Source organism: Streptomyces sp. NBC_01363 (assembly GCF_026340595.1).
GTDB lineage: Bacteria > Actinomycetota > Actinomycetes > Streptomycetales > Streptomycetaceae > Streptomyces.
This window is the reverse complement of record NZ_JAPEPF010000001.1, coordinates 226,569-247,971: the sequence shown is the minus strand read 5'-3', so window position 1 is coordinate 247,971 and position 21,403 is coordinate 226,569. Positions and strand designations below refer to the sequence as shown.

Annotated in this window: 15 protein-coding genes; 11 read left to right on the top strand and 4 right to left on the bottom strand. The window is 72.3% G+C overall.

Translation table 11 applies throughout. The annotated features are described in order from the left end of the window. Position 1: 1 nt before the first annotated feature. Positions 2-2,827 carry a lysylphosphatidylglycerol synthetase family protein gene (locus OG611_RS01110; RefSeq protein WP_266414616.1) on the bottom strand — a complete coding sequence of 942 codons (2,826 nt, stop codon included), beginning with the start codon at positions 2,825-2,827 and terminating at the stop codon, positions 2-4. A 221-nt stretch (positions 2,828-3,048) separates the two neighbouring features. Here OG611_RS01110 and OG611_RS01105 point away from each other — a divergent pair, with 221 nt between their 5' ends. The 5 genes from OG611_RS01105 to nudC all read left to right on the top strand — a co-directional run bounded on the left by OG611_RS01105 (position 3,049) and on the right by nudC (position 13,253). Continuing rightward, the gene (locus OG611_RS01105; protein ID WP_323180067.1) at positions 3,049-3,468 is read left to right on the top strand and encodes an MGMT family protein; all 420 of its coding nucleotides are present in this window, start codon (positions 3,049-3,051) and stop codon (positions 3,466-3,468) included. 341 nt (positions 3,469-3,809) lie between these two features. Beyond that, the gene (locus tag OG611_RS01100) at positions 3,810-7,217 is read left to right on the top strand and encodes an ATP-dependent DNA helicase (protein WP_266414613.1); all 3,408 of its coding nucleotides are present in this window, start codon (positions 3,810-3,812) and stop codon (positions 7,215-7,217) included. A gap of 62 nt (positions 7,218-7,279) precedes the next feature. Further along, positions 7,280-10,783 (top strand): ATP-dependent DNA helicase, encoded by a 3,504-nt coding sequence (locus OG611_RS01095; protein ID WP_266414611.1) that lies wholly within the window; start codon positions 7,280-7,282, stop codon positions 10,781-10,783. Positions 10,784-10,866: 83 nt separating this feature from the next. After that, positions 10,867-12,261 (top strand): dipeptidase, encoded by a 1,395-nt coding sequence (locus tag OG611_RS01090; RefSeq protein ID WP_266414609.1) that lies wholly within the window; start codon positions 10,867-10,869, stop codon positions 12,259-12,261. A 44-nt stretch (positions 12,262-12,305) separates the two neighbouring features. After that, a complete protein-coding gene (gene nudC / locus OG611_RS01085) occupies positions 12,306-13,253 on the top strand; it encodes an NAD(+) diphosphatase (RefSeq protein WP_266414607.1) in 948 nt (315 codons plus the stop codon). A gap of 75 nt (positions 13,254-13,328) precedes the next feature. On the opposite strand, the gene OG611_RS01080 is transcribed toward nudC, so the two are convergent. Continuing rightward, a complete protein-coding gene (locus OG611_RS01080) occupies positions 13,329-13,583 on the bottom strand; it encodes a mycoredoxin (protein WP_266414605.1) in 255 nt (84 codons plus the stop codon). Between the two features lie 218 nt (positions 13,584-13,801). Here OG611_RS01080 and OG611_RS01075 point away from each other — a divergent pair, with 218 nt between their 5' ends. From OG611_RS01075 to OG611_RS01055, 5 genes are all read left to right on the top strand, one after another. Next, positions 13,802-16,054 carry an ATP-dependent DNA helicase UvrD2 gene (locus OG611_RS01075; protein ID WP_266414604.1) on the top strand — a complete coding sequence of 751 codons (2,253 nt, stop codon included), beginning with the start codon at positions 13,802-13,804 and terminating at the stop codon, positions 16,052-16,054. A 165-nt stretch (positions 16,055-16,219) separates the two neighbouring features. Continuing rightward, complete coding sequence (locus tag OG611_RS01070; RefSeq protein WP_266414602.1) at positions 16,220-16,555, top strand: hypothetical protein; 336 nt, start codon at positions 16,220-16,222, stop codon at positions 16,553-16,555. Positions 16,556-16,728: 173 nt separating this feature from the next. Beyond that, the gene (locus OG611_RS01065; protein WP_093549938.1) at positions 16,729-17,097 is read left to right on the top strand and encodes a WhiB family transcriptional regulator; all 369 of its coding nucleotides are present in this window, start codon (positions 16,729-16,731) and stop codon (positions 17,095-17,097) included. A gap of 32 nt (positions 17,098-17,129) precedes the next feature. Continuing rightward, on the top strand, positions 17,130-17,453 hold the full coding sequence (locus tag OG611_RS01060) for a hypothetical protein (protein WP_266425432.1): 324 nt from the start codon (positions 17,130-17,132) through the stop codon (positions 17,451-17,453). 193 nt (positions 17,454-17,646) lie between these two features. After that, positions 17,647-17,862 (top strand): hypothetical protein, encoded by a 216-nt coding sequence (locus OG611_RS01055; protein ID WP_266414596.1) that lies wholly within the window; start codon positions 17,647-17,649, stop codon positions 17,860-17,862. Between the two features lie 63 nt (positions 17,863-17,925). Here OG611_RS01055 and OG611_RS01050 read toward each other — a convergent pair whose 3' ends face one another. After that, positions 17,926-19,365: an AarF/ABC1/UbiB kinase family protein gene (locus tag OG611_RS01050; RefSeq protein ID WP_266414593.1), complete on the bottom strand. Its 1,440-nt coding sequence runs from the start codon at positions 19,363-19,365 to the stop codon at positions 17,926-17,928. Positions 19,366-19,406: 41 nt separating this feature from the next. Then, positions 19,407-20,552 carry a ThiF family adenylyltransferase gene (locus OG611_RS01045; RefSeq protein WP_266414590.1) on the bottom strand — a complete coding sequence of 382 codons (1,146 nt, stop codon included), beginning with the start codon at positions 20,550-20,552 and terminating at the stop codon, positions 19,407-19,409. A gap of 220 nt (positions 20,553-20,772) precedes the next feature. On the opposite strand from OG611_RS01045, the gene OG611_RS01040 reads away from it, so the two are divergent. Beyond that, a complete protein-coding gene (locus tag OG611_RS01040) occupies positions 20,773-21,396 on the top strand; it encodes a M48 family metallopeptidase (protein ID WP_266414588.1) in 624 nt (207 codons plus the stop codon). Positions 21,397-21,403 lie beyond the last annotated feature (7 nt).

Sequence of the window (21,403 nt, the reverse complement as noted above, 5' to 3'; positions counted from 1 at the left end):
GTCAGAGCTCGCCCTTGCGGGTCAGATGGTTGAAACAGAGCCAGCCGGGGAGCACCGGCAGCCACAGCGTCAGCAGGCGGTACAGCAGCACGGCGGGTGCCGCGACCTCCTTCGGCAGGCCGACCGCGATCAGACCCAGTGTCAGCGCGCCCTCGACCGCGCCCATTCCGCCCGGGGTGGGCGCCGCCGACCCCAGCGCGTTGCCGGCGAGGAAGACCACCGCGATGCTGGCATAGCTGAGATGCGGCACGTCCGGACCGCTGAACGCCCGCACCGAGGCGTCCAGGCACATCACGAACAGACCGGTCAGCAGCAGCATTCCGCCGATGCCGGTCAGCAGCTTCTGCGGCCGCTGGACCACGTCGAGCATGCGCGGTACGACTCCGGCGAACAGCGACCGCACCCGCGTCACCACGAACTTCCGCAGGAACGGGACCGCCGTCACCACCAGCACCAGCACGGCGACCGTCAGCAGTCCGGCGATGACCGTCCTGGACGGCGTGAGCGAGGACGGGGTCTTCTCCGTACCGGTCAGATAGCCGAAGGCCGCCAGCAGCAGGATGTGGCAGCCGAGACCGAACAGCTGCGAGGCGCCGACGCTCGCCACGGCGAGCCCCGGGCGCACCCCGGCCCGTTGCAGGAAGCGGGTGTTCAGCGCCACACCGCCGACGGCGGCCGGGGCGACGATCTTCACGAAGGACCCGGCGACCTGCGCCAGCACCGTCTTGCCGAACGGCACCCGTTCCGGCACGAAGCCCAGCAGGCTCATCGCCGCCGCCACGTAGCTGAGGGCGGAGAAGGCGACCGCGGCGGCCACCCAGCCCCATTCCGCCTGCTCGACGACCGCGCCGAAGTCGGCCTGGGTGACCTGCGAGATGAGGAAGTACGCGGCGATCGCACCGGCGATGCAGCTGAGCAGGGTGCGGGCCTTGATGCGTTCGAGACGCACCGGTTCGACCGGTGCCTGCGGCCGGATCAGCAGCACCTGCTGCCGCATCTGGGAGAGCAGATCCTCCTCGCGGGCCCCGTCGAGGGCGTCGTCCAGGGCGCGTTTCTCGGCCTGCTTCTGGGTGCGGAGCGCCTTGCGGTCCGCCTTGCGGCCTGTCCTGTGGTCGGTGACCGCACCGGTGGCGGCCGTCCCCTCCGGTGCCTCGGACTGCGTTCCGTGTTCGTGTGTCCTGGCCCGCTTGGCCGCGTCCGACGCCTCCAGCACCGCCTCGCGCTCCCGCTGCGAGCGCTCCCGGGCGAGCCGGCGCAGGGCCGCCCGGGTGGAGCGGCTCAGCGCGATGGGCTGGAGCAGCGGCAGGCAGTCCGCGACGGCGTCGGGACCGAGCACCTCCAGCGCCCCGGCCACGGCCCGCACGGCGCCCACCCGCAGACCCGTCGTGGTCAGCAGCTGGGCGACATCCATCCGCAGGACCAGATCACCGGCCGCGATCTCGCCGCCGCGCAGATCGGTGACGAACACCTTGCCGGAACGATCGGCCAGGATGGCGTCGCCGGTGAGCCTGCGGTGCGCGATCCGGCGCGACTGGAGCGCCTTCACCTGACGCCAGGCGCCGTGCAGCAACTCGTCGGTGATCTCCGAGTCCTCCAGCGCGTCCAGGGAACGGCCGCCGATGTGCTCGTACACCAGCATCACGGCGTCGGGTCCGAGCTCGGACGTGGCGATCAGCTTGGGCGCGTTGGCTCCGGCGGCGATCGCCGCGTAGGCGAGCAGCGCCTCCTGCTCCAGGGCCTGGCGCAGCGACTGGATGGAGCGGCGCTGGGTGATGCCGCGCAGGGTGAGCCTGCGCCACACCCGGTAGAAGAAGCCCTGGGCCTGCTGCTCGCGGTCGACGACCGTGACATCGAGCGGTGGCCCGTCCTCCAGGGAGACCAGATAGCGGCGCCCCCGGTCGCTCTGGTCGCCCGAGTCGGGGGCGTCGTCGGCGCGCATCGCGCTGACCGGGCGGAAGCCGACATGGCGCAGACCGGCCATCAGATGCTGACCGGTCGGCCGTACGTTCGGCGAGCCGACCGCGTACAGCGTGCCGTACGCGACGGTCCAGCCGATCAGCACGGTGAGAATGATCGAGAACGGGGTCGTGTAGCCGCCGACCAGCATGGCGAACGCGTCGAGCAGCAGCACCACCCACAGCACGACCCGCCAGCGTGGCCGTCTCGCCATGCCGACCGCCGTCATATAAGCGATCACGGGCGCGAGATAGCCGTGCACGGGATCGGTGAGCGCATCACCGGGCTGCGGCTGGGTCAGGGCGTCCTGGATGGTGCCGGGGGCGGACTTGGCGACCCAGAGGTCGGCGGCGAGCGTGACGCCGTGGGCCAGTACGGCGGCGAGCACCCCGTCGGCGATCCGCAGCCCGTCGCGTTTGATCAGCCGCTCGATGGCGAAGGCGACCGGGACGAGCAGCACGGCGATGCTGGAGACCAGACCCGCCATCTTGATCAGGACGTCGGGCGCCTGGCCGGTGCCTTTGTTGATGTCCTGTTCGAGGCCGGTGGTCGTGCCGTGGGCGAACGCGGCGATCGAGAACAGGACGACGATCGCCAGGACCCCGATGAGGAGCCGCATGAGATCGGAGGGGCGGTGCACCCGGGCGGGGAGCAGCGGTTCGTCTCCCGAGACGCGCTCGGCCTGCTCCTCCGCGGCGGTCGAGAGCGTCGAGCCGACCGGATGTTCGGGGCGCTCTCCGTGCTCGGCAGCGGGTTCCACGGGCTCGGTACGGGGCTTTCCGGGCTTGCCATCCGGCTTTTCGGCGGGCGCGCGGGACGCGTCCGGCTGCGGCTCGGCGTCAGGGGCGTCCGCCGCCTTCGGTGGCTGCACGCCCTGCTCCTTCGTTGCCTCTGATTGGTCTTCGTGTTCTCGTATCACCGGTCACCGCCCGCACGATGGTGGCACGACCCGGCGACGCAGGGGCGCATCAGGGTGCACTGCACGGACATGGGAAGCGCAAGATACGCCCCTTCGCTTCTGCCCGCAGGCCCTGTGACCGGACGCACACCGACCGGGCCGGGATGTCGGTGGCGTACGGCAGGATGGACCGGATGAGCCAACACCGCACGAGCGGCGACGGGACGAGTGACGACCGCACGAGCCACGCACTGCCGGAGTACGCGGAGCGCGTGCTCGATGTCGCCGAGCTGATCCCGCCCGGCCGCGTCATGACCTACGGCGATGTCGCCGAGTGGCTGGGCGAGGGGGGTCCGCGCCAGGTCGGCCGGGTCATGTCGCTGTACGGGGCCGCGGTGCCGTGGTGGCGCGTGGTGCGCGCCGACGGGGCGCTGCTCCCCGGCCACGAGTTGCAGGCACTGGACCACTACCGCGCGGAGGGCACCCCGCTGCGTGAGGCGTCGCGCGGCGCGGAGGGCCATCTGCCGCGCCTCGACATGAAGCGGGCACGGTGGGACGGCGTCACCGCGGACGGGGGCGCGGACCGGGACAGGGGCGGAGGTGCTCACATCTGACAGCTTCGGCCATCCGGTGGCACAGGGGGCGGCACCGGGGCCGTACGACGTACCCGACTTCCGGGAAGCGATCCAGGGCTTACGCGAAGTGATCAAGGGTGCACGAAAAGTGATCCACGGTCGGGTCTGTGGCATGTGACGCGACGGGACCGTGGCCGCGCGGACTGACGGAGAGCACCGCCGGTCGCAGGACCGGGCACGCAACGGCGTCCGCGCCGCGGAACGTGACGAGGCACGCAGCGCACTCGTCCCGGATCGCGCCCGCGCTGGCGTAGCTTCGTAAGTTCGCGGCGCGCACCGCACCCTCATCATCAGTACACCCACCAGGACCGGCGATCCACGTGAGCTCCTCCTCCTTCACCCGGCACAGTCCGCACCGTCGGACACGGCAGCGGTCCGCGGGTGCGTACCGACTGGTGCGCACCCCGCCGGGCTCCGTGGACCCTCCTCTCCTGGACGCAGCTCAACGCGCGGTGGTTGATCACCCCGGCGGCCCGCTCCTGGTGCTCGCCGGACCCGGCACCGGCAAGACGACCACGCTCGTCGAGGCGGTCGCCGCACGCATCGCACGGGGCGGCGACCCGGCCCGCATCCTGGTGCTGACCTTCAGCCGCAAGGCCGCCGTGGAGCTGCGCGACCGGATGGCCGCCCGGCTCGGCGGCGCCCGCGGACCGCAGGCGACGACGTTCCACTCCTTCTGTTACGCACTGGTCCGCGCCCACCAGGACGCCGACCTCTTCGCCGAACCGATGCGGCTGCTCTCCGGACCGGAGCAGGACGTCACCGTCCGCGAGCTGCTCGCCGGCCAGCTCGAACTGGAGCGGGACGGCTTCGCCCACATCCGCTGGCCCGACGAGCTGCGGGCCTGTCTGACCACGCGTGGCTTCGCCGACGAGGTGCGAGCGGTGCTGGCCCGCAGCCGTGAGCTGGGCCTTGGGCCGGACGCGCTGGCGGCCTTCGCCCGCCGCACCGGGCGGCCCGACTGGGGCGCCGCCGCCGAGTTCCTCGCCGAGTACCTGGACGTGCTGGACGGGCAGGGGGTGCTCGACTACGCGGAGCTGGTGCACCGGGCCGTGCTGCTCGCGGAGCGCCCCGAGGTGTCGGCCCTGCTCGCGGGGGAGTACGACGCGGTGTTCGTGGACGAGTACCAGGACACGGACCCGGCGCAGGTCCGGCTGCTGCACGCGCTGGCCGGCAACCGGGGGAGCGCCCCGGGCGCCGGGGGCGGCCGGGACCTGATCGCCTTCGGCGACCCGGACCAGTCGATCTACGCGTTCCGGGGCGCCGATGTGAACGGCATCCTCGACTTCCCGGACACGTTCCGGCGGGCGGACGGCGCCCCGGCCCCGGTCGGCGTGCTCACCACCTCGCGGCGTTCCGCCACCCGGCTGCTGGCCGCCACCCGGCTGCTCACCCGCCGGATGCCGCTGACCCGGCTGCCCTCGGCGAAGGTCCGCGCCCACCGGGAGCTCGCCGCGGTCCGCGAGGGCGGCAGCGTGGAGGCGTACACCTATCCGACCGCGTCCACCGAGCTCGACAACATCGCCGACCTGCTGCGCCGGGCACATCTGGAGGACGGCGTCCCGTGGAACGAGATGGCGGTGCTCGTACGGGCCGGAGGCCGCACGATCCCCTCGCTGCGCCGGGCCCTGACATCGGCGGGCGTCCCCCTGGAGGTCGACGGGGACGACCTTCCCCTGCGCCACGAACCGGCGGTGGCCCCACTCCTGACAGCCCTGCGCGCGGTCGCCACGGCGGCTCTGCGCCGGGGTGCGCCGGGCGCGGAGGAGGAAGAGGAGGCTTCGGCGGCGGAGGGTGAAGGCGCGGAGCCGCAGGGTGCTTCGGCGGCGGAGGGTGAAGGCGCGGAGGTGCCCTCCTGGCTGGACACCGAGACCGCCCTGGCCCTGCTCTCCTCCCCCCTCGGCTCCATGGACGCGGCCGACCTGCGCCGCCTCGGCCGGGCCCTGCGCGACGAGGAGCGGGCCGCCGGGAACCGCGTACCGGCACCCTCCGGCGACCTGCTGGCCCGCGCGCTCGCCGAGCCCGAACGGCTCGTCACGCACGATCCGGCGTACGCCCGCGGCGCCCAGCGCCTCGGCGCGCTCCTGCGCAAGGCGCGCGAGCTGCTCGAAGGCGGCGGCACCGCGGAGGAGGCGCTGTGGGCGCTGTGGGCAGGCACCCCGTGGCCGGGCCGACTGGAGCGCGCCGCTCTGCGCGGCGGCGCGGGCGGCCGCAACGCCGACCGCGACCTCGACGCCGTCTGCGCGCTCTTCGACACCGCGGCCCGCGCCGAGGAACGCACCGGCGGGCGCGGCGCGCTCAACTTCCTGGAGGAGGTCGACGCCCAGGACATCGCCGCCGACACCCTCTCCAGGCGCGCGGTGCGCCCCGACGCCGTACGGCTGATGACCGCGCACCGCTCCAAGGGCCTGGAGTGGCGCCTCGTCGTCGTCGCGGGTGTGCAGGAGGGGCTCTGGCCGGACCTGCGCCGCCGCGGTTCGCTGCTGGAGGCGGACCGGATCGGCCGCGACGGCCTGGCCGAACCGCTCACCCCCGGCGCCCTCCTCGCCGAGGAGCGCCGGCTCTTCTACGTCGCGGCGACCCGCGCCCGCGAACGGCTCGTCGTCACCGCGGTGAAGGCACCCGCCGACGACGGCGACCAGCCGTCCCGCTTCCTCACCGAGCTGGGCGCCGAACCGCGCGATGTCACCGGCCGGCCGCGCCGCCCGCTCGCCATCGCCGCGCTCGTCGCCGAACTCCGCGCCACCACCGTCGACCCCGAGGCCTCCGACGCCCTGCGCGAGGAAGCCGCCCGCCGCCTCGCCCGGCTCGCCGCGCTCACCGACGACGAGGGCCAGCCGCTCGTACCCGCGGCCCATCCCTACCGCTGGTGGGGCCTGTACGAACCGACCCGCTCCGCCGTCCCGCTCCGCGACCGGGACCAGCCCGTGGCCCTCTCCGGCAGCGCGCTCGACCAGCTCGCCAACACTTGCGCGCTCCAGTGGTTCCTGGGCCGCGAGGTGAAGGCGGACGCCCCGGCGACGGCGGCCCAGGGCTTCGGCAACGTCGTCCACGTACTCGCCGACGAGGTGGCCTCCGGACGTACCCCCGCCGATCTCGCCGTCCTGATGGAGCGGCTGGACTCGGTCTGGGACGGCCTCGTCTTCGACGCCCCCTGGAAGTCCCGGCAGGAGAAGGAACAGGCACGGGCCGCCCTCGAACGCTTCCTGCGCTGGCACGTCATGGACCGCACCGGCCGCACCCCCGCCGCGAGCGAGCACGACTTCGACGTGACGCTGGAGGCGGGGGAGTACCAGGTGCGCATCCGGGGCTCCATGGACCGTGTCGAGCAGGATGCCGAGGGCCGGGCCTACGTCGTCGACTTCAAGACCGGCAAGCAGTCCCCGACCAGGGACGAGGTCGCCCGCCACCCCCAGCTCGCCGTGTACCAGCTGGCCGTCCGGGAAGGCGCGGTCGACGAGGTCTTCGACGGCCGCCGACCCGAGCCCGGCGGCGCCGAACTCGTACAGCTGCGCCAGCCCGCCGCCAAGAAGGAGGGCGGCGAAGCCCTCCCCAAGGTGCAGGCGCAGGAACCCCTCGCCGGTGAATGGGTCCCCGACCTGCTGGCCACCGCCGCGGGCCGGGTCCTGGACGAACGCTTCACCCCCACGACCGGCCAGCACTGCACGCACTGCGCCTTCCGGGCCTCGTGCAGCGCACAGCCGGAGGGCCGCCACATCCTGGAGTGAGCGGGGCGCCGGACCTCCGTCGGCCCGGCACGTTGTCGGTGCGTCCGGTTAGCCTCTCTGGGGTGTCCTCACGTATCACCGATCCCGAGCAGCTCAAGGAGCTCCTCGGGATCCCGTTCACCCCGGAGCAGACGGCCTGCATCACCGCGCCGCCCGCCCCGCAGGTGATCGTGGCCGGAGCCGGGTCCGGGAAGACCACGGTGATGGCGGCGCGCGTGGTGTGGCTGGTGGGCACCGGCCAGGTCGCCCCCGAGCAGGTCCTCGGGCTCACCTTCACCAACAAGGCGGCCGGCGAGCTCGCCGAGCGCGTCCGCAAGGCCCTGATCGCGGCCGGCGTCACCGATCCGGACACCATCGACCCGGACAACCCCCCCGGCGAGCCCAGCATCTCCACGTACCACGCGTTCGCCGGCCGGCTCCTCACCGAGCACGGGCTGCGCATCGGACTCGAACCCACCACCCGCCTCCTCGCCGACGCCACCCGCTACCAGCTCGCCGCCCGCGTGCTGCGCGAGGCCCCCGGCCCCTACCCGGCCCTGACCAGGTCGTTCCCCACCCTCGTCAGCGATCTGCTGGCCCTCGACGCCGAGCTCGCCGAACACCTCGTACGCCCCGAACAGCTCGCCGAGTACGACACCGGCCTGCTGAACACGCTCGCATCGGCCCGGCTCAGCAACGCCGAGCTGCGCAGGATCCCCGAGACCGCCGAGGCCCGTTGCGAGCTGCTCCAGCTGACCCGGCGCTACCGCGACGCCAAGAAGAGCCGCGACCTCCTCGACTTCGGCGACCAGATCGCGCTCTCCGCCGAGCTGGCCCTCACCCGCCCCGAGGTCGGCACGATCCTGCGCGACGAATTCCGGGTCGTGCTGCTCGACGAGTACCAGGACACCTCCGTCGCCCAGCGCCTGCTGCTCTCGGCCCTCTTCGGCAGCGGCCCCGGGGGCACGACCGGGCACGCCGTCACCGCCGTCGGCGACCCCTGCCAGGCGATCTACGGCTGGCGCGGCGCGTCCGTCGCCAACCTCGACGACTTCCCGCTCCACTTCCCGCACGCCGACGGCACCCCCGCCACCCGCTTCTCCCTCAGCGAGAACCGCCGCAGCGGCGGCCGGCTCCTGCACCTCGCCAACGGCCTCGCCGCACCGCTGCGCGCCATGCACGAAGGCGTCGAGGCGCTGCGCCCCGCCCCCGGCGCCGAGCGCGACGGCATCGTCCGCTGTGCGCTGCTCCGTACCCACGCCGAGGAGATCGACTGGCTCGCCGACTCGATCGCCCATCTGGTGCGGACCGGCAAGGCACCCGGCGAGATCGCCGTCCTGTGCCGCACCGCGGGCGACTTCCCGGAGATCCAGGCCGCGCTGGTGGCCCGCGACATCCCGGTCGAGGTCGTCGGCCTGTCCGGGCTGCTGCACCTGCCCGAGGTCGCCGACCTCGTCGCGGTCTGCGAGGTCCTCCAGGACCCGGGCGCCAACGCCTCCCTGGTCCGGCTGCTCACCGGTCCCCGCTGGCGGATCGGCCCCCGCGACCTGGCCCTGCTCGGCCGCCGCGCCAGGCTCCTCGTCCACCGCGCGGCCCACGCCGACGACGACTTCGACCCCGACCGCCGTCTCGCCGAGGCCGTCGAGGGCATCGACCCGGCCGAAGTGATCTCGCTCGCCGACGCGCTGGACACCTTCCTCGAATCGGGCGGCGATGAGGACGACGGACTTCCGTTCTCCACCGAGGCCCGCATCCGCTTCGCCCGCCTCGCCGCCGAGCTGCGCGACCTGCGCCGTTCGCTGGCCGACCCGCTGATGGACGTGCTGCACCGGGTCCTCGCCACCACCGGCCTGGAGGTCGAGCTCTCCGCGTCGCCGCAGGCCCTGGCCGCCCGCCGCCGCGAGACCCTCGCCAACTTCCTCGACGTCGCGGCCCGCTTCGCGGCCGTCGACGGCGAGGCCACCCTTCTCGCCTTCCTCGGCTTCCTGCGCACCGCCGTCCAGTACGAGAAGGGCCTGGACAATGCCCTGCCCGGCGGCGAGAACACCGTCAAGGTCCTCACCGCCCACAAGTCCAAGGGCCTGGAGTGGGATGTCGTCGCGGTGCCCGGCCTGGTCACCGGCCAGTTCCCCAGCGGCCAGTCCCGCGACGCCTGGACCGCCCAGTCCAAGGTCCTCCCGCACGCCCTGCGCGGGGACCGGGCGACCCTCCCCGATGTCCACTCCTGGGACGCCAAGGGGCTCAAGGCGTTCAAGGAGGAGATGAAGGAGCACCAGCTCACCGAGGAGCTCCGCCTGGGTTACGTCACCTTCACCAGACCCCGCACCCTGCTGCTCGGCTCCGGCCACTGGTGGGGCCCGTCCCAGAAGAAGCCGCGCGGCCCGTCCGGCTTCCTGCACGCGCTGTACGAGCACTGCGCGGCCGGGCACGGCGAGATCGAGGTCTGGGCCGACGAACCGGCCGAGGACGAGGAGAACCCTGCGCTCGACGGGACGGCCGCCGACCACGCCTGGCCGCTTCCGCTGGACGACACCGCGCTGACCCGCCGCCGGGCCGCCGCCGACACGGTGATGGCGCACCTGGAGGCCCTGGCCACGACAGGGGGCGTACCGGACGCGTACGAGACGCTGCCCGACGCCCGGGAGCCGTACGCCGACTCCTACGACGACCGATACGCCGACGCCCCGTTTCCCGACGACGAGGAGTACGAGGCGTACCTCGACGACGCCCCGTTCCCGGACGGGGCCCCGTACGCCGACGACGAGGCCGACGACTGGGACGCGCTGTCGACGGAGCCCCCTCCCGCCCCTGCCCGTACCTCCGCACCCCCCGCCCCCACGCCGCACGTCCCCGCGGCCCGCACCCCCGAGCCCGCCGGGGCGCACCGGCTCACCCCCGAGGAAGCCCGCACCCTCGCCTCCTGGGACCGCGACCTCGACGCCCTCACCGGCGAACTGCGTCGCGCCCGCGCCACCGTGCGCGACGTCCTCGTCCCCGCGTCGCTCTCCGCCACCCAGCTGCTGCGCCTCGCCGACGACCCCGACGGCTTCGCCCAGGAACTGGCCCGGCCCATGCCGCAGCCGCCGCAGCCGGCGGCCCGCCGGGGCACCCGCTTCCACGCCTGGGTGGAGTCCCGCTTCGAGGAGCTGCCGCTGCCGATGCTCGGGCCCGACGAGCTGCCCGGCGGCGACGAGAACGACGCCGAGATCGCCGACGAGCGCGACCTCGCCGCGCTCAAGGAGGCCTTCGAGCGCACCCCGTACGCCCGCCGCACCCCGTACCGCGTCGAGACTCCGTTCCAGATCACCCTGGCCGGCCGGGTGATCCGGGGCCGCATCGACGCCGTGTACCGCACCGGGGACACGTACGAGATCGTCGACTGGAAGACCACCCGCACCAACGCCGCCGACCCCCTCCAGCTCGCGGTCTACCGTCTGGCCTGGGCGGAGCTGCACGATCTGCCGCTCACCGACATCACCGCCACGTTCCTGTACGTGCGCAGCGGCGAGACCGTCCACCCCGCCCGCCTCCCGGGCCGGGCGGAACTGGAACGGATCCTGCTGGACGAGCCACCGCCCACGGCGTAGGGCCTTGTCCGGCGGATCGCGGCCGTCCCCCGGGCCACCACGGGCGGGCGGACCCCATGGGGCGAGGCACTAGGCTCAAGGCCATGAGCGACACCCCGGACAGCGCCGTCCGTACGTACACCGAGCAGCACCGCACAGCCTTCCTGGACGACCTCGCCGCCTGGCTGCGCATCCCGTCCGTATCCGCCCAGCCGGAGCACGACGGGGACGTACGGCGCAGCGCCGAGTGGCTGTCCGCCAAGCTCGGGGAGACCGGCTTCCCGGTCACCGAGGTCTGGGAGACGCCCGGCGCCCCCGCGGTCTTCGCCCACTGGCCGTCCGACGACCCGGACGCCCCGACCGTCCTCGTCTACGGGCACCACGACGTGCAGCCCGCCGCCCGCGAGGACGGCTGGGACACCGACCCGTTCGAGCCGGTGATCCGCGACGGCCGGATGTACGGGCGGGGCGCCGCCGACGACAAGGGGCAGGTGTTCTTCCACACACTCGGCGTCCGCGCCCACCTCGCCACCACCGGCCGCACCGCCCCCGCCGTCAACCTCAAGCTCCTGATCGAGGGTGAGGAGGAGTCCGGCTCGCCGAACTTCCGCGCCCTGGTCGAGGAGCGGGCCGACCGGCTCGCCGCCGACGCCGTGATCGTCTCCGACACCGGCATGTGGGACGAGTCGACCCCCACGGTCTGCACCGGCATGCGCGGCCTGGCCGAGTGCGAGATCGAGCTGTACGGCCCCGAGCAGGACATCCACTCCGGTTCGTTCGGCGGCGCGGTCCCCAACCCGGCGACCGCCGTCGCCCGGCTCGTCGCCGCGCTGCACGACGCGGACGGCCGGGTCGCGATCCCCGGCTTCTACGACGGTGTGGCCGAACTCACCGACACCGAACGCGCGCTCTTCGCCGAGCTGCCCTTCGACGAGGCCACCTGGCTGCGCACCGCCAAGTCCCGCGCGGCATCGGGCGAGACCGGCTACTCCACGCTGGAACGCGTCTGGGCCCGCCCCACCGCCGAGGTCAACGGCATCGGCGGCGGTTACCAGGGAGCCGGCAGCAAGACGATCATCCCGTGCTCCGCCCTGGTGAAGATCAGCTTCCGGCTGGTCGCGGGCCAGGACCCGGACCGGATCCAGCAGGTGGTCCGGGCCTGGGCCGAGGAGCAGGTCCCGGCCGGTGTCGGGCACCGGATCACCTTCGCCCCGGCCACCCGCCCCTGTCTGACCCCGCTGGACCACCCCGCCCTGCAGGCCGTGGCCCGCGCCATGGGACGGGCCTTCGGCCAGAAGATCCTCTTCACCCGCGAAGGGGGCTCGGGACCCGCCGCCGACCTTCAGGACGTGCTCGGCGCACCCGTCCTCTTCCTGGGCATCTCCGTACCGTCCGACGGCTGGCACGCCCCCAACGAGAAGGTCGAGCTCGACCTTCTGCTCAAGGGCGTGGAGACGACCGCCCATCTCTGGGGCGAACTGGCCGTCGCACTCCGCTGAATCCTCTGAACACCCGATCCATCCCGGGGGAGTAGGAAGCACCTGTGAGCACCTTCGACAACGCCACCGCAGACCGGCCTATCGGTCTCACCGCGCCCAGCGGCATCGACCGCGCCGCGCACCACCGCCTCGACGAGGCCTGGCTGTCCGCCGCGTGGAGCCACCCGACCACCCGTGTGTTCGTCGTCTCCGGCGGCCAGGTGCTGATCGACGACACCGTCGACGGCGGTACGGAGATCGTCATGACCCCGGCCTTCGAGGCCCCGGTCACCGAGACCCACCGCTACTTCCTCGGCACCGACGAGGACGGCGTCAGCTACTTCGCGCTCCAGAAGGACTCCCTGCCCGGCCGCATGGACCAGCCGGCCCGTCCGGCCGGCCTGCGCGAGGCCGGTCTGCTGCTCGGCCCGCGCGACGCGGGCCTGATGGTGCACGCGGTGGCCCTGGAGAACTGGCAGCGACTGCACCGCTTCTGCTCCCGCTGCGGCGAGCGCACGGTCATCGCGGCGGCCGGCCACATCCGCCGCTGCCCGGCCTGCGGCGCCGAGCACTACCCGCGTACCGACCCCGCGGTGATCATGCTCGTGACGGACGACCAGGACCGCGCCCTGCTGGGCCGCCAGGTCCACTGGCCCGAGGGCCGCTTCTCCACGCTCGCGGGCTTCGTCGAGCCGGGGGAGTCGATCGAGCAGTCCGTGGCGCGCGAGGTCTTCGAGGAGGCGGGGGTCACGGTCGGCGAGGTCGAGTACATCGCCAGCCAGCCCTGGCCGTTCCCGTCGAGCCTGATGCTCGGTTTCATGGCACGGGCCACCTCGTCCGAGATCAATGTGGACGGCGAGGAGATCGAGGAGGCCCGCTGGTTCTCCCGCGAGGACCTGAAGGCGGCCTTCGAATCGGGCGAGATCCTGCCCCCGTTCGGCATCTCGATCGCGGCGCGTCTGATCGAGCTCTGGTACGGCAAGCCGCTCCCGAAGCCGGGCAGCGTCGGCTGACGCCGGACCTGTACGCGGACGCCCCCTCCGGTGCCGGACCGGAGGGGGCGTCCACGCACTGCGGCAGCGCCGGGATCAGGCGGCGAGCGCCTGCTTCACCTGCGCCAGCGACGGGTTCGTCATGACGGCCTCGGCACCCGTGGAGCCGACCACCAGGACGGTGGGAACGGTCTGGTTGCCCCCGTTGGCCTTCTCGACGAAGGCCGCGGACTGCGGGTCCTGCTCGATGTTGATCTCGTTGTACGCGATGCCCTCGCGGTCCATCTGGCCCTTCAGCCGACGGCAGTAACCGCACCAGGTGGTGCTGTACATCGTCACAGTGCCCGCCATGTCTTCGCGCTCCTTGGTCTCGTCAGTCTTCTCAGACTCGTCTGTCGCATCCGTCTCATCCGTCACGCGGAGAAGCAGGACCCGTGCGTCGCCGCACGGAAAGGGAACGTACGCGAGGCAACCACCATTCCCGTCGGCCACCCCGCATCGGGCGGCGGCCCTGTGCCGGCCGGGCCGCCCAGCACCGGCCGGGCCGCCGCCCCGCATTAGTACGACAGATGCGGCCCCCCTGTGGACAACTTCCGCGTCCGCCTCCTCCGACCTGGCAGCATGGCGGGGTGACAGCAGCAACGCATTCCTCCCTTTTCCCGCAGGTCCCCGAGTCGGCCGACGCCGTGCTCGACGGCCTGGACCCCGAGCAGCGCGAGGTCGCCACGGCCCTGCACGGCCCGGTGTGTGTGCTGGCTGGAGCCGGTACGGGCAAGACGCGTGCGATCACCCATCGCATCGCCTACGGGGTGCGCGCCGGGATACTTCAGCCGACGAGTGTGCTTGCCGTCACGTTCACCAACCGGGCCGCCGGTGAGATGCGCGGGCGGCTGCGCCAGCTCGGCGCGGGAGGCGTCCAGGCGCGGACGTTCCACTCCGCCGCCCTGCGCCAGCTCCAGTACTTCTGGCCGAAAGCGGTCGGTGGCGACCTGCCCCGGCTGCTGGAGCGCAAGGTCCAACTGGTCGCCGAGGCCGCGGCCCGCTGCCGCATCCGGCTCGACCGCAACGAGCTGCGGGACGTCACCAGCGAGATCGAGTGGTCCAAGGTCACGCAGACCGTGCCCGCCGACTACCCGGCCGTGGTCGCGAAGACCCAGCGCGACGCCCCGCGCGATCCGGCCGAGATCTCCCAGATCTACGCGACGTACGAGGAGCTGAAGCGCGACCGCTCGGTGATCGACTTCGAGGACGTGCTGCTCCTCACCGTCGCCATCCTCCAGGACCGCCACGACATCGCCGACCACGTCCGCCGCCAGTACCAGCACTTCGTCGTCGACGAGTACCAGGACGTCAGCCCGCTCCAGCAACGGCTGCTCGACCTCTGGCTCGGTGACCGGGACACCCTGTGCGTCGTCGGCGACGCCAGCCAGACGATCTACTCCTTCACCGGAGCCACCCCCGACCACCTGCTGAATTTCCGCACCCGCCATCCCAACGCGACGGTGGTCAAGCTGGTCCGGGACTACCGCTCCACCCCCCAGGTCGTCCATCTGGCCAACGGACTGCTCGGCCAGGCCCGCGGCCGCGCCGCGGAGCACCGGCTCGAACTGGTCTCGCAGCGCGAGCCCGGCCCCGAGCCCGCCTACACGGAGTACGCCGACGAGCCCTCGGAGGCCGAGGGCACCGCCCGCCGGATCCGCGATCTGATCGTCGCGGGGGTCCCGGCCGGCGAGATCGCCGTGCTCTACCGGGTCAACTCCCAGTCCGAGGTCTACGAGCAGGCCCTGGCGGACGCGGGCGTGCCGTACCAGCTGCGCGGCGCGGAGCGCTTCTTCGAACGGGCGGAGGTGCGGGAGGCGGGAGTCGCCCTGCGCGGCGCCGCCCGTGCCGGAGGCAACGACTCCCTGCTCGACGAGGCGGAGGGACTGCCCGCGGAAGTGCGCGCGGTGCTCTCCACCAAGGGATGGAACTCGGAGCCCCCCGCGGGCTCGGGGGCGGTGCGCGACCGCTGGGAATCCCTGGCCGCCCTGGTACGGCTCGCCGAGGACTTCGAGCGGGCCAGGCCGGGCGCGACGCTCTCCGACCTGGTGGCGGAGCTCGACGAGCGGGCCGCCGCCCAGCACGCCCCCACGGTCCAGGGGGTCACCCTCGCCTCGCTGCACTCGGCGAAGGGCCTGGAGTGGGACGCCGTGTTCCTGGTCGGCCTGACCGAGGGCATGATGCCGATCACCTATGCCAAGACCGACGAGCAGGTCGAGGAGGAGCGCCGGCTGCTGTACGTCGGCGTCACCCGGGCCCGCCTCCACCTCTCGCTGTCGTGGTCGCTCTCCCGCTCGCCCGGCGGCCGCGCCGGACGGCGCCCGAGCCGCTTCCTCAACGGACTGCGCCCCGGCTCGGTGCCCCTCGGCACGCGCGGCGCGGCCGGTGGCGGCGGGATCGAACGGGGCCCGGGACCGGTCGCCAAGCGCGGCCGTCGGGGCCCGGCCCGGTGCCGGGTCTGCGGCAAGACCCTCACCGACGCCGGCGAGATGAAGCTGATGCGCTGCGAGGACTGCCCCTCCGACATGGACGAGGCACTGTACGAGCGGCTGCGCGACTGGCGGGCGGTCAGGGCGAAGGAGATCGGTCAGCCCGCGTTCTGCGTGTTCACGGACAAGACGCTGATGGCGATCGCCGAGGCCGTACCGGGCAGCGAGGGCGAACTGGCGGTGATCTCCGGGGTCGGCGCGCGGAAGCTGGGCCGGTTCGGCACCGCTGTCCTGGCCATTTGCGCAGGTGAGACGGTGGAGGAAGTGCTCGGGGAGGCCGCTGACGAGGTGTGAGAAAAACTCGTCGAAAAAATAGTTTGCGCCTGCCCCAGTCATCACCATAGGTTCTTAACCACGGGAACAGCGACTTCTCTGAAGCCCTGATCCTGTGCTGTACTTATCCGAATACGTAGGACCGGCCTGCCGGTTCGCCCGAGACGCCGAGAGGAGGCGATTGAAGTGATCAGCATCATCGAGACCAACAAAATGACCGATCTTTCGGTCGTCTCCGCCTGCTCGCTCGGCCTCGCGTGCTCTTCCGAGTCCTCGCTCCGTGGCACCGGTCTGTCCGGCATTTCCGTCGCCAGCCCGCTGTCTCCGGCGAGCCTCCCCGTGCGGGAGCGCAATGAGCGACCGGCTCAGGCACCGGCAGCAGCAGTAGCGAAGGGACAGGCCCAGGCCTATGCCTTTGCGGCCGTCGGTGCGGGAGCGGAATCCGGCGCCAAGAAGCAGACGATGCAGCACCACACGATGTGGGCCTTCCGTGGGCCTGAACCCTGGAGTGATCCAGCCTGATCCACCATCAGGCTGGCGCCTTCAGGGCCGCGGAACCCCACTCGGGATCCGCGGCCCTTTTGTTTTGTCCAAACGGACGAGACAGCACGAAGGAGCCTCGGGACAAGCAACACCCGGTACCAGCCGCCACCCGGCCAACAGGCCGGAACGACCAGACGAGGACACCACCCACCGTGCAACTCGAAGCGCACGCCCCGTCCGTACCGCCTTCCGACACGATCCCGCCGCCCGGCCTCACGGAGGACTCCACCTTGATCCCCCTCACTGCGCTCACCGCGCTCGACGACGCCATCGAGAACCTCGGCGTGCCCGTCCCGTGCCGCTCCTACGACCCGGAGGTCTTCTTCGCGGAGTCGCCGGCCGACGTCGAGTACGCCAAGTCCCTCTGCCGCACCTGCCCGCTCGTCGAGGCCTGCCTCGCCGGCGCCAAGGAGCGTCGCGAGCCGTGGGGCGTCTGGGGCGGTGAGCTCTTCATCCAGGGCGTCGTCGTCGCTCGCAAGCGGCCGCGTGGCCGTCCGCGCAAGAACCCGGTCGCGGCGTGACCGCCGGACTGGGGGTCACGGCCCCCAAACCCATGAAGCGCATCGGAACCATCGACCGTCCCCACACCCACGATCCCCGAAATCAGGCAGAAATGTCCGTCCCCATCAATGAGCCCGTCGGCTCCGCAACACCGAACGTCACGATCATCGGCGCGAACGACTCGCGTCAGAACAGGACCCGCGAGATGCAACTCATCCCAGAAGCCTTGGCTCGTGCTCATATGCACGACCGCCTGAGGGAGGCCGACACGCAGCGGCAGGCCGTGCGCCTGGTCAACGCGCGCCGGATGCAGCGCCGGGCCGAGCGCGCCTCGATGCGCGCCCGCCGAGCGCTGGCCATGGCGGTCATGCACTAGTCAGGCCGAACACCAGCAGCACCCGCTGCCGGGCAGCCGCTCTGCCCGGCAGCAATCAGTACCCATAGTCAGTACCCCTTCCGCGGGGCCGGTCCGAACGGGCCGGCCCCGCGGTCGTGCTGTGCGGCAGTACTGCGTGGGCGGTGCTGTGTGGTGCCGCGCGGCACGGCGGCGACGGCGTTATCGTCACGAGGTGGACGAGGAGACACAGCACCGGATTCAACAGCCCGCGCAGAAGGACGCCGCAGTCGTCACCTGTGCCCTGTGCGGTACCTCCGCCGACAGCGAGGCCGCACCGCCGACCTGGATCTGCTCCGTGGAGAACGGCGGGCACCAGTACTTCTGCGAAGAGTGCGCCCGCACCCATATCAGGGCGATCGAAAGCCGCCTCGACTCCGCCTGGTGGTGACCCTGGTGGTGGCCCTTGTGGTGACCTGCCCGATGGAAGCGCAGTCGGCCGTGGCGCCCCGACCTACGCCTCGGAGGGCACGTCGCCCGCCAACTCCTGCACCGCCAACTCCTGCACCGCCGACTCCTGCACCGCCAACTCCTGTACCGCCGACTCCTGCTCGTCCTCCGGCAGAAAGCCCGGCAACCAGGATTCGAGCTCGTCGCGCAGTCGCACCGTCGCACCCAGCTGGCACAGCACCCCGATCGTGCTCAGTGTCACCCGGTGTATCAGCAGATAGGCGGGCGGCAGATTCAGCTGCTTGCCGAGCTGGTGAGCGGGGGAGCGGGGGTCCGCGATCCTGGCCGCCTGATTGCGCATCCAGCTCCGGGTGAACGTGAACTCCTCCACCTGCGCCGGCTCGATGATCGGGAGGAGGTAGTCGAGCACCGCATCCGGGTCGAGGTCGATCGAGTCCTTGATGAACCCCTCCTCGCGCAACAGCTCGTACACCGCATCCGCCTCGCCCGCCAGCGTCAGCCGCAGGGAGTCCCCGATGGTCTGCGGCAGACCGCCCGGGAGCCGGTCCACCGTCCCGAAATCCAGCACTCCGAGCCGCCACTGCCCGTCATCACCGGCCTCCTCGTCCGGGGGCAGCAGCCGGAAGTTGCCCGGATGCGGGTCCGCGTGCAGCAGACCGGTGCGCGCGGGCCCCGAGAAGAGGAAGCGCGCCAGCAGCTGACCGGCCCGGTCCCGCTGATCCGGCGTGCCCTCCGCGATCACGTCGGCGAGCGGGACACCGTCCATCCACTCCGTCACCAGCACCTGGGCGGACTGGTGCACCACACCGGGGATCACCACATCCGGGTCGCCCGCGAACTCCTCGGCGTGATCCCGCTGCGACCGCGCCTCCTGCTCGTAGTCCAGCTCCTCCGAGACCCGGTCGCGCAGCTCCGTGATGAGCGGCTTGATGTCCATTCCGGGGATCAACGGGCCGAGCAGCCGGGCGAATCTGCTGAGCTGGGTCAGATCAGAGAGCAGCGCCTCCCCGGCGCCCGGATACTGCACCTTCACCGCGACGTTCCGTCCGTCGTGCCACACGGCCCGGTGCACCTGGCCGATCGAGGCGGCGGCCGACGGTCTGTCCTCGAATTCGAGGAACAACTGCCGCCAGTCCTCGCCGAGCCGCTCCTCCAGCACCGCGTGGACGGTACCGCTGGGCATGGGCGGTGCGGCTTCCTGCAGTTTGGTGAGCGCCGCCCGGTACGGTCCGGCGACCTCCTCGGGCAGCGCCGACTCGAAGACGGACAGGGCCTGTCCGAGCTTCATCGCCCCGCCCTTCAACTCGCCCAGGACCTTGAACAGCTGGTCCGCGGTGCGCTGCTGCACCTCACGGGCGACCAACTCCGCCGATCTCCCGCCGATCCGCTTGCCCAGACCCCACGTCGCCCGGCCGGCGAAGCCCAGAGGCAGGGCGGCCAACTTGGCGGTACGGGTGACCGCTTTCCGGGGAAGATCAGACATGAGCCCCTCCAAATCCCAGACTGCCGTACCGCGTGCGGCGGTTACCCGGCCATTGTGTCCTGCCTCGCGTCGGTCCCGGAGGAGCGCTCCCTCCCAGTGTGCCCAGCCGCTCCGCAGGAACAGTCGAGGTGCGGTCCCATCCGCTCGGGGCGCCAGTCCAACAGCGGCAGCGCGGCCTCCCAACGGGTTCCCGTACTCGCGGGCAGTTCCCCGTCCAGAAAGGACAGCGCGTGAGCGGCCGCCAGCCCCGCCACCGCCGTCGCCAGGCCCAGGTCACAGGCCTGTACGGCAGTGCGCCGCCCGGACCGCCACTGGGACAGCATCCTGGTCCAGTCCTCGTCCCGGCCCGCGCGCTCCAGCGCCAGACACCCGGCGCAGGCCGTTCCCCCGGGCAGGACCAGGGGACCGACGACTCCCGTCGCCTCCATCACTCCGGCGTAGAGATGAGGAGTCCCCGACGCGATCCACGGTTCGGCCGACCGCGGGTCGGGGGCGTACGCCGCGAGGCCGTCGCGAGGGGCCACCAGGATCAGTGACAGCCCCGGCTCGCCACCGGCCGGAGAACCCGCCGTCTCCGCCGCCCGGGGAGCCGAACCCGCGGCGGATCTGCGCACCAACTGCCGGGCGGCGGTGTCCCTGCGCTCCCCGACGGCCGTCGGCGGAAGCCCGCCGGGCGAGACGTCCCACGGCTCGGTGTGCCCGCCGTCCAGCACCTCCACCCGGCCCACGCCGGACCCGGACAGCACCGCCGCGATCGCGGCGCCGACCCGTCCGGCGCCCCGTACCTGGACCCGCATCGCCCGGCGGGCCGCCAGCCGTCGCATCCCGCCGCCCGGTTCGGGATGGACGACGGAGAGCGACGCCAGATCGGGGCGGTGCCGATCCAGGGCGCCGGGCCGGCTCCGCAACACGTCGGTCTCCGGGCCGGCAGCCCGCACGTCGTCGATCAGCCCCGCGTTCGCCAATCGTCCGACCAAGGTGTCCACTTGATGGTCCGACAGGTCCAGCGTGCGGGCCTCCTCGCGCAGCAGCGGCAGGCCGCGTGTTCCGTCGAGCAGTTCCAGAAAACTGCCCGTGGCGATATCCAGCGGGCCGAACTTCACCGCATGGGCGTGAGTCACCCCGAATTGCACGGTGCCTCGGCTGCGCCATGCGCGGCGCAGTGCGGGCTTCAACATCGGATGCACGGCTACCCCCGGTCTGTGTTCCTTGATCTCTGTGCGTGGGCCGCGGCCCAGGATCTTCGCGGGATCCGTTGCCAGAATGCAGGCCGGCGCCGAAGTGTGCGGAAAGTTGTCCACAGGCATGGGGTATTAGTCGTTCAAATGGTGCATGCCGTGGAGTGGATCAAGCGTGAACCGTCCCGGAGACGGGACTTCCCCCACTGACACCGGGTAACGTCGTGGCGTGCCCGCCGACCCGTCACCCGGATTCGCCGGGGAGACCCCCACGCGCCGCGCCGGAACCCAGCAGCGCAGCGCGGCGGACCGTCCGCCCCGCGCCTCGGCAACGAGCGCGGTCGAGGTCCGCAGGAGCAATCGCCGCAGCAGAACGGTCTCCGCGTACCGGGAGGGCGACCGCACCATCGTGCTCATCCCGGCCCGGATGTCGGAGGCCGAGGAGCGGCGCTGGGTGAGCGTGATGCTCGACAAGCTCGCGGCGCAGGAGAGCAAACGCGTCTTCGGCGACAGTGAACTCGCCGAGCGGGCCGAGCGGTTGTCCGCCCAGTACTTCGAGGGCCGGGCCCGGCCGGCGTCCGTGCGGTGGGTGACCAACCAGAACACCCGATGGGGGTCCTGCACCCCGGCGGAGGGCAGCATCCGCCTGTCGCACCGGCTCCAGGGCATGCCCGAGTACGTCGTCGACTACGTACTGGTCCATGAGTTGGCCCACCTGCTCGTCCCCGGCCACGGCCCGCGCTTCTGGCGGCTGCTGGAGGCATATCCCCGGACCGAGCGGGCACGCGGATATCTGGAAGGCGTGGTGGCGGCCGACCGGCTGCCTCATCTGCCCGCCGCACGCGGTGAGTGACATCCAC